13 protein-coding genes and 1 tRNA gene are annotated in these 12,108 nt (G+C 69.4%); all 14 read right to left on the reverse strand.

What is annotated here, in order from left to right; all coding sequences use genetic code 11:
- Position 1: 1 nt before the first annotated feature.
- A tRNA-Lys gene (locus G7A99_RS04200) sits at positions 2 to 77 on the reverse strand.
- A gap of 65 nt (positions 78 to 142) precedes the next feature.
- Positions 143 to 1,081 (reverse strand): tol-pal system protein YbgF, encoded by a 939-nt coding sequence (gene ybgF, locus G7A99_RS04205; RefSeq protein WP_163138989.1) that lies wholly within the window; start codon positions 1,079 to 1,081, stop codon positions 143 to 145.
- A gap of 3 nt (positions 1,082 to 1,084) precedes the next feature.
- Positions 1,085 to 1,660: a peptidoglycan-associated lipoprotein Pal gene (pal, locus tag G7A99_RS04210; RefSeq protein WP_163138990.1), complete on the reverse strand. Its 576-nt coding sequence runs from the start codon at positions 1,658 to 1,660 to the stop codon at positions 1,085 to 1,087.
- Positions 1,661 to 1,694: 34 nt separating this feature from the next.
- Positions 1,695 to 2,975: a Tol-Pal system beta propeller repeat protein TolB gene (gene tolB, locus G7A99_RS04215; protein ID WP_163138991.1), complete on the reverse strand. Its 1,281-nt coding sequence runs from the start codon at positions 2,973 to 2,975 to the stop codon at positions 1,695 to 1,697.
- Between the two features lie 63 nt (positions 2,976 to 3,038).
- On the reverse strand, positions 3,039 to 4,016 hold the full coding sequence (tolA, locus tag G7A99_RS04220) for a cell envelope integrity protein TolA (protein ID WP_163138992.1): 978 nt from the start codon (positions 4,014 to 4,016) through the stop codon (positions 3,039 to 3,041).
- Positions 4,016 to 4,417, reverse strand: coding sequence for a protein TolR (gene tolR, locus G7A99_RS04225; protein WP_163138993.1), 402 nt, complete (start codon positions 4,415 to 4,417; stop codon positions 4,016 to 4,018). Before tolR ends, tolA begins: the two co-directional genes overlap by 1 nt.
- A gap of 63 nt (positions 4,418 to 4,480) precedes the next feature.
- A complete protein-coding gene (tolQ, locus tag G7A99_RS04230; RefSeq protein ID WP_163138994.1) occupies positions 4,481 to 5,188 on the reverse strand; it encodes a protein TolQ in 708 nt (235 codons plus the stop codon).
- A gap of 559 nt (positions 5,189 to 5,747) precedes the next feature.
- Positions 5,748 to 7,085: a sigma 54-interacting transcriptional regulator gene (locus G7A99_RS04235; protein ID WP_163138995.1), complete on the reverse strand. Its 1,338-nt coding sequence runs from the start codon at positions 7,083 to 7,085 to the stop codon at positions 5,748 to 5,750.
- Between the two features lie 2 nt (positions 7,086 to 7,087).
- Entirely contained in the window at positions 7,088 to 7,627 is a 540-nt protein-coding gene (locus G7A99_RS04240; protein WP_163138996.1) for a hypothetical protein, read from the reverse strand.
- A gap of 7 nt (positions 7,628 to 7,634) precedes the next feature.
- Positions 7,635 to 9,110 carry an ATP-binding protein gene (locus G7A99_RS04245; RefSeq protein ID WP_240466092.1) on the reverse strand — a complete coding sequence of 492 codons (1,476 nt, stop codon included), beginning with the start codon at positions 9,108 to 9,110 and terminating at the stop codon, positions 7,635 to 7,637.
- A gap of 5 nt (positions 9,111 to 9,115) precedes the next feature.
- Entirely contained in the window at positions 9,116 to 10,156 is a 1,041-nt protein-coding gene (ruvB, locus tag G7A99_RS04250) for a Holliday junction branch migration DNA helicase RuvB (RefSeq protein ID WP_163138998.1), read from the reverse strand.
- A gap of 14 nt (positions 10,157 to 10,170) precedes the next feature.
- A complete protein-coding gene (ruvA, locus tag G7A99_RS04255; protein ID WP_163138999.1) occupies positions 10,171 to 10,779 on the reverse strand; it encodes a Holliday junction branch migration protein RuvA in 609 nt (202 codons plus the stop codon).
- Positions 10,776 to 11,279: a crossover junction endodeoxyribonuclease RuvC gene (ruvC, locus tag G7A99_RS04260; RefSeq protein WP_371807596.1), complete on the reverse strand. Its 504-nt coding sequence runs from the start codon at positions 11,277 to 11,279 to the stop codon at positions 10,776 to 10,778. The genes ruvA and ruvC overlap by 4 nt, the downstream gene beginning before the upstream one ends.
- A 63-nt stretch (positions 11,280 to 11,342) precedes the next feature.
- The gene (locus G7A99_RS04265) at positions 11,343 to 12,086 is read right to left on the reverse strand and encodes a YebC/PmpR family DNA-binding transcriptional regulator (protein ID WP_163139001.1); all 744 of its coding nucleotides are present in this window, start codon (positions 12,084 to 12,086) and stop codon (positions 11,343 to 11,345) included.
- Between the last annotated feature and the right edge of the window lie 22 nt (positions 12,087 to 12,108).

Below are 12,108 nucleotides of genomic sequence, written 5' to 3' on the forward strand. Positions count from 1 at the left end.
CTGGTGGGCCCTGCTGGATTCGAACCAGCGACCAGCGGATTAAAAGTCCGATGCTCTACCAGCTGAGCTAAGGGCCCGGAGACGCGGGATATTAGCGGATCCGCGGCGGCCGGACAATCCCGGCCGCCGCATCGACGGGCGGTCAGCCGTCGATCTGGTTCAGCCGCTGGCGCGCGAGGTTGGCCGCGGAGGATTCCGGGTAGTTCTCCACGACGCGACGCAGGGTCTTGCGTGCCTCGCCGAGCTGGCCGCGCTCGTAGCGGATGTAGCCGATCTTGAGCAGGGCGTCGGGGCGCTTGGCGCTGTCGGTATAGTCGTCGAGCACGTGCTGGAACTGCTTCAGGGCCTCGTCGAACTCCCGCTGCACGTAATGGGTCTCACCCAGCCAGTAGCGCGCGTTGTCGGCGTACTCACTATCCGGGTGCTGCTTCAGGAAGCGGGTGAAGGCCTGGCCTGCCTCGTCGTAGCGCCCGGCGCTCAGGGTCTCGAACGCGGACTGGTAGGCGTTGCGTGCCGTCCCCGCGCCTGCCGCGTCGCCGCCGCCACTCGCTGCGCCGTCATCCGCCGATGCCGAACCGCCGGAGGATAGGCCGCTGTCCCCGCCGCTCTGGTCGGTGCTGGCGGCGTTGTCCGTCCCGGTGTCCGCGGCGGGCATACCGGCATCGGTCTCCTGTCCCGGGCTCGAATCCGTGCCGGTATCGTTGGCGGACGAGTCCCCGCCGGTATCACCCGCAGTGCCGCCGTCGGAGGGGCTGCCGTCCCCCTGGCCGTTTTCCAGGGCGACGAGGCGGCTGTCGATGTCCTGGTAGATCTTGCGCTGACGCTCGGAGAGCTCATCGACCCGCCGCTCCAGCTCGCTGACCCGGCCGTTGAGGCGCTGGACTTCCTGCTGTAGCGAGGAGAACTGGTTGAGCATGCGGGTCAGGGCGCCGCTGTCGAGACGCCGTTCCAGGGTGGTGACGCGCTGCTCCAGGCTCTGTCCGTTGGACTGCTGTGCCGCTGCCGGCGCCGTGGCGGTGGCGAATACCGCCGCCGCCAGCAGCGCGGGCAGCCCGCGTTTGAGGGTGTTCGTGTGCATCATGGGCTAACGCTCGTAGACGAGTTCCACCCGGCGGTTCTGCGACCACGCTTCCTCGTTGTGGCCCGTCGCGGCCGGCTTTTCCTCACCATAACTCACCACGGAGAGCTGATCACCCGCGGCACCGTTGAGGGTGAGTACGTCGGCGACAGCCTGGGCGCGGCGCTCGCCGAGGGCGAGGTTGTACTCACGGCTGCCGCGTTCGTCGGTGTGGCCCTCGATGCTCACGCTCACCTCCGGATGGGTGGAGAGGTACTGGGCGTGCTTGGTGAGGGTCTCCACGTCCTCGGGCGCGATCTGGGAGCTGTCGAACGGAAAGTAGAACACGCGCTCGGACAGCGGGCTGGACGGGTCTTCCAGGTCGGCGCTGGTGAAGCCCCCGGAGCCCTGGGCGCCGGAGGCCTCCACACCACCGCCCTCCATGTCGCCGCTGCCGGTGGCGCCCGCGGTCTCGCTGCCCTGGGCACCGGCGGCCTGGCCTTCCTGCCCGCCCGCTGCGCCGCCGCCCTGGTCGGTGGTGGCACAGCCGCTGAGGGCGAGCGCGATGACAATGATGCTGAGCCAGCGGATGGGATGTTTCATGGGGTCCTCCGATTATCGGATGGTCGGTTTCGGGTTATTCGGGTGACCAGGCGGGTTCGCGCACGTCCCCGTTGCCCTGGATGAGGTTCGCCTCCGCCCGGCCGTGGACGGAGATGGTGGCGATCGTCGGCGTGCCGCCGTGGGTGCGGGTGTAGGCGATCATCACGCCGTTGGGTGCGAATGTCGGGCTCTCGTCCAGTGGACCCTGGCTGAGCACGCGGGTGGTGTCCGTCTCCAGGTTCTTCACCGCAATGCGGAATTGCCCGTTGCGGCGGTGGACCATGGTCAGTAGCCGGCCGTCCGGGGAGATGTCGGCGGAGGCGTTGTAATCGCCGTCCCAGGTCAGGCGCTCGGCGTCGCCGCCGCGTATGCCCTTGCGGAAGATCTGCGGCCCGCCGGCGCGATCGGAGGTGAACAGCACGGATTTCCCGTCCGGTGCCCAGACCGGCTCGGTGTCGATCGCCCAGTGGCTCGTGAACTGCCGGGTCTCGCCGCTGTCGACGTCGAGGATGTAGATGTCCGGGTTGTCGCCGCGAGAGAGCGTCACTGCAAGCCGTGAGCCGTCCGGCGACCATGCCGGGGCGCCGTTGATGCCCTTGAACTGCGCGACGGTCCGGCGCTGCCCGGTGGCGACGTTCTGAACGACGATCTCCGAGCGGCCGGCCTCGAAGGAGACGTAGGCGATGCGCTCGCCCTTCGGCCCCCAGGCCGGGGAGAGCAGCGGCTCGCGGGAAGTGACGATGGTCTGTGGGTGGTGGCCGTCCGCCTGGGCGACGACGAGCCGGAACTGACGGGCGTCGCCGGCGCCGCTGGCGCGGACGTAGGCCAGGCGGCTGTTGAAGCCGCCGTCGCGGCCGATCAGCGAGCGGAACACCTCGTTGGCGATGGTATGGGCGAGGCGGCGCAGGTCGCTGCCGGTGGCGGTGTAGCGCTTGCCCACCATGCGTGAGCCGGCGTAGACGTCGAGCAGCTCGAAGCGGACCTGGAATTGCCCGCCGCTGCGCTCCACCGAGCCTACAAGGAGATTGTCGGCGCCGATCACCCGCCAGTTGCGGAAGTTGACGTCCTCCATGCGTGAGGGCTGGGCGAGGAAATCCTCCCGGGGCACGGCCTCGAACAGGCCGGTGCGCGTGAGGTCCTCGCGGACGATGCCGGCGATGTCCTCCGGCGCGGTATCTCCGCCCTCGAAGGGCACGACCGCGATGGGCAGCGCACCCAGTGCGCCGCCGGTGATGTCCACGGTGATCTGGGCCTGTGCCTGGGTCGCGGCGAGGCCGAGAATCACGGCGAGCAACAGGCGTTGCAGTCGTTTCATGGCAATTGATCCCGTAACTACTGCCGGCGGTGATCCATCATCACCCGTGCCGTGTGAACACTGCTAGCCCTGTGGGCTGAAGTGCAGGTCGATCGGGCTGAGCCGCTTCGCGACCGCCTCGTCGTTCGGCATGCGCAGCTCCGCGGTCTTGCGGACCGCGCGCAGCGCGGACTCATCGAAAGCCTGATTGCCGCTGGACTCCACCAGTTCCGCACCGCGGATCAGTCCGTTGGGGGCGACGCGTATGCGGATCACGCAGGTCAGCCCGTCCGGGACGGTGGGTGGCCGGGTCCAGTTGCCGCTGATCTGGTTGTTCCATACCCCGGAGAGGCTGGCAACGGCCTGGTCTGCGGCCCGGGCGGTGCGCTCTTCGGCAAGCTGTTTCTTGAGTGCCGCCTCGCGCTCGGCCTGCTCGGCCTTGCGCTTCTCCTCAAGCTTGCGCTGGCGTTCCTCCTCGGCCTTACGCTGCTCCTCGAGCTTGCGTTTGCGCTCGGCCTCGGCCTCGCGTTTGGCCTTGGCCTCGGCGAGGCGTTTCTCCTCGGCCTTGCGTTGTTCCTCGAGTTTGCGCTGGCGTTCGGCCTCCGCCTTGCGTTGCTCCTCGAGCTTGCGTTTGCGCTCGGCCTCGGCCTCACGCTTGGCCTTGAGCTCGGCGAGGCGTTTCTCCTCGGCCTTGCGCTGTTCCTCGAGTTTGCGCTGGCGTTCGGCCTCCGCCTTGCGCTGCTCCTCGAGCTTCTTCTGGCGCTCGGCCTCGGCCTCGCGTTCGGCCTTGGCCTCGGCGAGACGCTTCTCCTCGGCCTTGCGTTCGCGCTCGATGCGGTCCAGCTCGGCCTGGCGTTTCTCCTCGGCCTGCTGTTTCTGCTTCTCGATACGCTCCATCGCGGCCTTAACCCGCGACTCGTCCACCGTCACCGCCTGGATGGCGCGGGTATCCGGCTCGCTGCGCACCGGCGGGGCGGCCGAGAAGCTCAGGCCCAGCGCGACCAGGGCGGCCACGTGGACGCCTACGGCGAGGGCGATGTCACCGGCGAGGCCTCCGCGCATCAGCGCTCCCCGGCCGGCGGCTCGGTCATGAGGCCCACCTGGGGGACGCCGGCCTGCTTGAGCCGCGCCATCACCTCGATGACCCGGCCGTAGCTGACGTTCTTGTCACCGCGCACGAGTACCGGGACGTCCGGGCGTTGGCGGCGAACGGCGGTGACCGTAGTGATCAGTGCCTTTGCGGAGACGGGCTCGTCCGGGCTCTCGCCGACGTTGAGGTAGGTCTGGCCCTCGCTGTCGACCTCGATGATCACCGGCTCCTGGTCCTGCTGCGGCATTGCCTCGGCGCTCTGCTGGGGCAGGTCGATCTCCACGCCCTGATAGAGCAGCGGTGCGGTGACCATGAAGATCACCAGCAGTACCAGCATGACGTCGATGTAGGGCACGACGTTGATCTCGGCCATCGGCCGGCGCCGGATGCGCTGTCTGGGCGGAGGGAGCGTGCTGCGCAAGGTGGCGGCTCCTGATCAGTCCGCGGCGCTGCGCGCGCCGCCCGCTGTGTGCTGGGCCTGGACGTGGCGCTGGAGGATGCTGGTGAACTCCTCCACGAAGATCTCGTAGCGGTTGAGCATGCGCTCGATGCGGCTGGCGTAGCGGTTGTACGCCACTACCGCCGGGATCGCGGCGAACAGCCCCATGGCGGTGGCGATCAGTGCCTCGGCGATGCCCGGGGCGACGGTGGTCAGCGTCGCCTGCTGCATCTGCCCGAGGGCCATGAAGGCGTTCATGATGCCCCAGACGGTGCCGAACAGGCCCACGTAGGGACTGGTCGAACCCACCGTGGCCAGGAAGGGCACGTAGGACTCGAGATCGTCCGTTTCCCGGGACAGGGCCACGCGCATGGCCCGGTGGGCGGCCTCGACGGTGGGTTCGCCGGCCGCCCCCTGTTTGCGCATGCGCGAGAATTCGCGGAAGCCGGCGCGGAAGATGCGCTCCATGCCGCCGGCCTCGTGGTGCGGGGTCTGCATCTGGGAGTAGATCTCGGCGAGGTTGCCGCCGGACCAGAAACGGTCCTCGAAGGCCTCGGCGCCGCTTTGCGCCTGGCGCAGGGCCCGGCGCTTGCGGAAGATCAGAACCCAGGAGGCCACCGACGCGGCGAGCAGTGTCAGCATCACTAACTGAACGACGAAGCTTGCCTGGAGCACGAGGTGGCTGAACGTCATGTCAACCGACATGGGGGGTCTCCGCTCGCGATGATCTGTGGACGATGGCCCGGCCGCGTGTGCTCGCCGGCACTGTGGCCACGCCGCACGCCGGTCCCGTCAGGGGGCCGGTTGTGCGCGGCGAATGGAGCGTCAATGTAGCTATCCTGCCTCGGCGCGGCAAGCGGCTGCATGACGCCCATGGCTACAGGCAGTGGACCGGGGGAAGCGCCCCCGGGTTCCCGGGGGCGTTCAGGAAGAAAAAAGCACCTGCAGACCGGAATGAGGGGGTGACGGGGCTAAAGAAGCCTGCAGGCGCGTAAACCGTTTGGCGTCGTGCCGTTTTCGCGGCGCCGTGTGTTGCCATGGGTGCAAGACTACCACCGCATACCGGTGCGTCGAATCGGGTGTCCAGCAGGGTTGTTCGAGGGGAGTGAGGCGTTATTTATATTGTTGTTTATTAAGAATTTATTAGGAATGTTTGGCGGCTGTCGTGAAGTAACGACACCACCCGAGGGCCGGTCCGGAGCGGGGTTCGCCGTCCCGGCGGCGTACGGCGTCGTCCCGCCGCGACACCGCCGGGGCCCGGGCGTCAGCGCTGGGGCTTGAACATCCCCGGATTGAGCTCGTGGCGGTTGAGCAGCTTGTAGAACTCGGTGCGGTTGCGCTTTGCGAGCCGGGCGGCCTGGGTCACGTTGCCCTGGGTAATCTGCAGCAGCTTGACCAGGTAGTCCCGCTCGAAGTCCCGGCGGGCATCGGCGAAGGCCGGCAGGCCGGGGGTGTCATCACGCAGGGCCTTGCGCACCAGGTCGTCGGAGACGATCGGTGCGGTGGACAGGATGGCGACCTGCTCGATGACGTTGTAGAGCTGGCGGATATTGCCCGGCCAGGGCGCGCTCACCAGCCGCTCTAGGGCCGGCTGGGCGAGACTGCGGAGGTCCTTGTCGTACTTCGTCGCCAGCTCCCGGAGAAAGTGGTTGGCGAGTAGCGGGATGTCCTCGCGGCGCTCGGAGAGCGGCGGCAGGTGCAGCGAGACCACGTTCAGTCGGTAGTAGAGGTCCTCGCGGAACTCGCCCTCCGCCATGGCCTGTTCGAGATCGCGGTGGGTGGCGGAGATGATGCGCACGTCCACCGGCACCGGCGTGCTCGTGCCCACCGGGTGGATCTGCTGCTCCTGGAGCACGCGCAGGAGCTTCACCTGGAGCGCCGCGGGCATGTCGCCGATCTCGTCGAAGAACAGCGTGCCGCCGTCGGCGGTGCGGAACAGCCCGGTCTGGCCGTCGGCGGTGCCGAAGAGCTCCGCCTCCAGGCGCTGCTCCGGGATTGCGCCGCAATTGACCGGTACGAATGGGGCCTCCGCGCGACGGCTGGCCCGGTGGATGGCCCGGGCGAGGACCTCCTTGCCCGTGCCGCTGTCCCCCTGGATGAACACGCTCGCCTCACTGGGGGCGATCAGCCGGGCGCGCTGGAGGATCTCCTCCATCGCCGCGCTGCGGGTGATGATCTCCGCGCGCCAGGCCTGGGCGGTCTCGTCCTCGTCGTCCTCGGCGGGGATCGCGCCGGACAGCCGCAGGGCGCTCTCCACCTGCTGGAGCAGGTACGGTGCCTCGAACGGCTTGGTGATGAAGCTGAACACCCCGCTCTTGGTGGCCCGGACCGCCTCGGGGATAGTGCCGTGGGCGGTGAGGATAATCACCGGCAGGCTCGGATGCTGGTCGTGGAGGCGCTGGAACAGCGTCATGCCGTCCATGCCGTCCATGCGCAGGTCGGTGATCACCAGATGCGGACGCACGGCGGTGATGTGCGCCAGCGCTTCCTCGCCGCTCGCGGCGGTGGTGATCTCGTAGCCGCGCGAGCGCAGGCGGATGGAGAGCAGGCGGAGCACGCCCGGGTCGTCGTCCACCACGAGGATGCGGTAGGCCGTGGTCATGGTTACTGGGTCCCGTTCCGCTGTTGTTCGCGTTGCTGGAGGCTTTCCTCGATGGCCTTCAGGCCTTCGAGCTGGTCACGCAGCTGGGCGTTCTCCGCGCGCAGCTCCTCCAGCGCCTTCTTCAGCCCCTTGTTGCCGGCGTTGCCGGCCGCGGCCTCGCCGCGCCAGTGCAGTCCGTCGGCGATGACCGCCGCGAGTACCCCGGCGGCAGTGTCTGCGGTGGCCGCCGCGTCGAGGCAGTCGTCGAACAATGTATCGATCGCCGGCGGCTCGGCGTCCCCCGGCAGGCGCAGGGCGAGCATGCCGGCGCTGAGCTCGGCGGCGTCGCAGTGCCCGTCCGTGCGGTTCTCGAGCTGGCGCGCCATGCGCTGACGCAGGGCGTCGCCGGACAGGCCCTGGCTGCCGCGCACGGTTTCCAGCGCCGTGGCCACGGTTCCCGCCTCGGTGTCCGGCAACCGCTGCTGCGGCCACTCCCCGGGCAGATTCTGACAGCCCGCCAGGACCCCGGCCGTGAGCGCGAAGACGGCCATCATGCGTTTCATGCGTCGATCACTCCTTGCCCGCCGCCGGCAGCGCCGTCCCGGCGTGCTGCGGCGCGGGCCCGCGCAACGGCAGCATCACGCGGAATCGGCCGCCTGTGCCATCGCCGGCACCGCCGATCTCGATGCGACCGCCGTGCGCGAGTGCGTATTCCCGGGTGATCGACAGGCCGAGGCCCGTGCCCTTGACGTAACCTTCCGGCTGGTTGCCTCCCTGGTAGAAGGCCTCGAAGATGCGCGTCCGTTCGCCTTCCGGCACCCCCGGGCCGTCATCCTCGACGACCAGCGTCACCCACTCATTGTCCGGTTCGATGGTAACCCGAACCCGACCCCCCGTGGGCGAGAACTTGATCGCATTGGAGACAAGGTTGTCCACGATAGTGCGCAGCTTTTCCGCATCGCCGCGCAGCGGCGCCTTGGCCTCGCGGAAATCGAGATGGATGTCGCGGGCGCGAATGGCCGCGCGGTGCCGGCCGAGCACTTCGGCGGCGATCTCGCCGAGGTCCGCCTGGCCGAGGCGCAGTTGCGGGAGCTGGGACTGGGTGCGCGAGAAGTCGAGCAGGTCCTCGATGAGGCCCTGGAGCTGGCGGCCGCTGTCGTCGAGGATGGTGGTGATCTCGCGCTGCTCGTCGTTGAGCGGACCGACCACCTCCTCGCTGAGGAGCTGGCTGGACTCGCGGATCGCGGTCAGCGGTGTCTTGAGTTCGTGGGATACGTGGCGGAGGAAGCGCGTCTTCTCGTTCTCAAGCTCGATGAGCCGGTTGCGCAGCCAGTCCAGTCGTTCGCCGAGGGCCTGCAGGTCCTGGGGACCGGAGACGGTGATCGGCTCGTCGAAGCGGGCGGCACCGAGCCGGCGGATGGCCTGATCGATGCCGCGGATGGGCCGGGAGATGAGCACGGTGAACACGCCGGCGGAGATCAGCGTCAGCGGCAGCAGGGCCGCCCCCATCCAGAACAGCCAGCGCTGGGCGGTGGCCCCCAGCGACTGCATGCGTCGGACCTCCTGGTCGATGACGTCGTTACTGCGCGTGCTCACCGCGTCGGCGAGCTGGGTCATCGCGATGAAGCGGTCGGTCACCGCCTCCTGGGTGAGCCCGTCCGGGGCGCCCTCGGCGGTGAGCTCGTCGAACAGGCTCTGTTCGCGCTCGCCGAGCACGTTCAGCAGCCGCTGCTGCGTGGTGGTCGCGGCAAAGCGCCGCAGCTCGGTCAGGTTGTCGCGGAACTGCTGGTGGGCGTTGCGATAGACCTCCAGGAGACCCTCGTCGTCCAGCACCAGGTGCTGGCGTGCGGCGCGCTCCAGCGCGGTGAGGCTGTCGTCCAGGTTGCTGGAGAGCTGGATCGCGCGGGCCGCGTTGTAGACCGTGGTGTGCGCCTGCTCGGAGAGACGGTCCACGTACACGCCGGCGTAGCCCAGCGCCACGAACAGCGGCACGATCACGAAGCCGAAGCCGAGGAGGATGAGCGAGAGCAGCGAGCGGGGACGCACGGCGCTCACCCGTCGGCGAACAGGTCCCCGGGCAGATCGCCGCGCGGGGGTGGCGCGAAGCCGCAGTGGCTCCAGGCGCTGCGGGTGGCCATGCGCCCGCGCGGGGTGCGCTGGAGGTAGCCCTGCTGGATCAGGTAGGGCTCGATGACGTCCTCGATGGTGCCGCGCTCCTCGCCGATGGCGGCGGCGAGGTTGTCCACGCCCACCGGCCCGCCGTCGAACTTCTCGATGATGGCGCGCAGCAGCCGCCGGTCCTGGATGTCGAAGCCGTTGGTGTCCACCTCCAGCAGGTCCATGGCCGCCTGCGCCACCTCTGCGGAGATATGGCCGTTGGCACGGACCTCGGCGTAGTCGCGCACGCGGCGCAGCAGGCGGTTGGCGATGCGCGGCGTGCCGCGGGCGCGGCGGGCGATCTCCTCGGCGCCGCCGGTGTCGATGTCCAGGGTCAGCAGGCCGGCGGAGCGGCGCGTGATCTCGGCGAGATCCTCGACGCTGTAGTACTCCAGGCGCTGGACGATGCCGAAGCGGTCGCGCAGCGGTGAGGTCAGCAGCCCCGCACGGGTGGTGGCGCCGACCAGGGTGAACGGCGGCAGGTCGAGCTTGATGGAGCGCGCCGCCGGGCCCTCGCCGATGAGGATGTCGATCTTGAAGTCCTCCATCGCCGGATAGAGCACCTCCTCGACCACCGGTGCGAGGCGGTGGATCTCGTCGACGAAGAGTACGTCGCCCGGTTCCAGGTTGGTCAGCAGCGCGGCGAGGTCGCCGGGCTTGTCGAGCACCGGACCGGAGGTCTGGCGCAGGTTCACGCCGAGTTCGTGGGCGATGATGTTGGCCAGTGTGGTCTTGCCGAGGCCGGGCGGACCGAAGATCAGGGTGTGGTCCAGCGACTCGTCGCGCCCGCGCGCCGCGGAGATGAAGATCTCCATCTGCTCGCGCACCCGCGGCTGGCCGGCGTAGTCGCCCAGCCGGCGCGGCCGTATGGCGCGGTCGACGGCCTCGTCCTCGGGCAGGGCGGTGGAGCTGACGACGCGGTCGGCTTCGATCATGGTGTCATCTCCGGTCAGCGCACGGCGCGGCGCAGGGCCTCACGGATGAGGGTCTCGCTGCTGTGGGCGTCGGTGTCGATGTCGGCGAGCAGGCGCTGTGCCTCGGCGGGCTTGTAGCCCAGGGCGACGAGCGCGCTCAGCGCCTCGCCGGTGGCGTCGTCCGCGCCTGTCCCGGCGCCGCCTCCCGCGGGGGCGGGGGTGACCGCCGCGGCGCCGCCGAACTCGCCGATGCGGTCCGCCATCTCCATGACCAGGCGCTCGGCGGTCTTCTTGCCCACCCCGGGCAGCCGCGTGAGGGTTGCGGTGTCGCGGGCCTCCACGCAGCGCACGAAGTCCTCCGCGCGCATGCCGGAGAGCAGGGCGAGGGCGAGTTTGGGGCCGACCCCCGAGACGCGGATGAGCGCCCGGAAGAGCCGGCGCTCGGCCTCGCTGAGGAAGCCGAAGAGCACCTGGGCATCCTCGCGCACCGCCAGGTGGGTGCGCAGGGTGACCTCGCCGCCGATCTCGGGGAGCTCGTAGAACACCGACATCGGTGCCTCGACCTCGTAGCCCACGCCCTGGACGTCCACCACCAGCACCGGTGGCTGTTTCTCGACCAGCTTTCCGTGCAGCCGTGCGATCATGCCGTGCGTCCCCGTCCGGCGAGCCGCCCGGCGAGGCGGTCGCGGTGGATGTGGCAGAGCGCGACACCGAGGGCGTCGGAGGCGTCCTCGCGCAGCCGGCCCTGCAGTCCCAGCAGTGTGCGCACCATGTACTGTACCTGCTCCTTGCCGGCGCCGCCGTTGCCGGTGACCGCCTGCTTGACCATGGAGGCCGTGTACTCGGCGAGCGGCAGGCCGCGGCCCACGCAGGCGCAGATCGCCGCGCCGCGGGCCTGACCGAGCTTGAGCGCGGAGTCCGGATTGTTGCGCACGAACACCTGCTCGATCGCCGTCTGCGCCGGCTGGTAGCGTTCCACGACCTCGCCGAGCTGCTCGAAGATCGCGCGCAGCCGCACCGGGAAGGCCTGGCCCTCGACGCGGATCACGCCGCTGGCCACGTACACCAGCCCGCGGTCGTGGCTGTCGATGATGCCGAAGCCGGTCACCCGCGAGCCGGGGTCGATGCCGAGCACGCGGCACACGCCGTCGCCGCTCATGCTGCCGGCCTTACCGCCGTCGCCGCTGTGCGAGCGCCCATGGCCGCGTCAGCCCTCTTCGTAGGCGGAGGGCTGGATGTCGGCGTTGGTGTAGACGTTCTGCGTGTCGTCGAGGTCCTCCAGACGCTCGATCAGCCGCAGGGTCTTGCGCCCGTCCTCGTCGCCGACCTCGACGGTGGTCTCCGGGCGCATGGTCACCTCCGAGTCCGCCGGTTCCAGGTCGGCGGCGAGCAGCGCGTCCTTGGTGGCGTGGTAGCTCTCGGGAGCGGTGAGCACCTCGATGGAGCCGTCCTCGTTGGTGACGATGTCGTCCGCGCCCGCCTCCAGCGCCACCTCCATGATGCGTTCCTCGTCGCTGTCCGGCGGGAACAGCAGCACGCCGCGCTGGGTGAACAGGAAGGCGACGCAGCCGTCGGTGCCGAGGTTGCCGCCGTGCTTGGAGAAGGCGTGGCGGACCTCGCTGACCGTGCGGTTGCGGTTGTCGGTCATGCAGTCGACCATGATCGCGACGCCGCCGGGGCCGTAGCCCTCGAAGCGCGGCTCCTCGTAGTTGGCGCTGTCGTCATCCCCCGAGGCCTTCTTGATCGCGCGCTCGATGTTGTCCTTGGGCATGTTCACCGCGAGCGCGCGGTCCATCGCCAGGCGCAGCCGCGGGTTGGTCTCCGGGTCGGGACCGCCCATGCGGGTGGCGACGTTGATCTCGCGAATGGCCTTGGTGAAGAGCTTGCCGCGCTTGGCGTCCTGGGCCTTCTTGCGGTGCTGGATGTTGGCCCACTTGCTGTGTCCTGCCATGATCCTCCCCGTCGGTGCACTG

The organism is Arhodomonas sp. KWT, assembly GCF_010993615.1.

Bases quoted from the DNA above. Each gene is read 5' to 3' on its own strand.
- pal (WP_163138990.1), bottom strand. From the start codon at position 1,660: ATGAAACATCCCATCCGCTGGCTCAGCATCATTGTCATCGCGCTCGCC.
- ybgF (WP_163138989.1), bottom strand. From the start codon at position 1,081: ATGATGCACACGAACACCCTCAAACGCGGGCTGCCCGCGCTGCTGGCG.
- tolA (WP_163138992.1), bottom strand. From the start codon at position 4,016: ATGCGCGGAGGCCTCGCCGGTGACATCGCCCTCGCCGTAGGCGTCCAC.
- G7A99_RS04265 (WP_163139001.1), bottom strand. From the start codon at position 12,086: ATGGCAGGACACAGCAAGTGGGCCAACATCCAGCACCGCAAGAAGGCC.
- tolR (WP_163138993.1), bottom strand. From the start codon at position 4,417: ATGGCCGAGATCAACGTCGTGCCCTACATCGACGTCATGCTGGTACTG.
- ruvA (WP_163138999.1), bottom strand. From the start codon at position 10,779: ATGATCGCACGGCTGCACGGAAAGCTGGTCGAGAAACAGCCACCGGTG.
- G7A99_RS04235 (WP_163138995.1), bottom strand. From the start codon at position 7,085: ATGACCACGGCCTACCGCATCCTCGTGGTGGACGACGACCCGGGCGTG.
- tolB (WP_163138991.1), bottom strand. From the start codon at position 2,975: ATGAAACGACTGCAACGCCTGTTGCTCGCCGTGATTCTCGGCCTCGCC.
- ruvB (WP_163138998.1), bottom strand. From the start codon at position 10,156: ATGATCGAAGCCGACCGCGTCGTCAGCTCCACCGCCCTGCCCGAGGAC.
- tolQ (WP_163138994.1), bottom strand. From the start codon at position 5,188: ATGTCGGTTGACATGACGTTCAGCCACCTCGTGCTCCAGGCAAGCTTC.
- G7A99_RS04240 (WP_163138996.1), bottom strand. From the start codon at position 7,627: ATGAAACGCATGATGGCCGTCTTCGCGCTCACGGCCGGGGTCCTGGCG.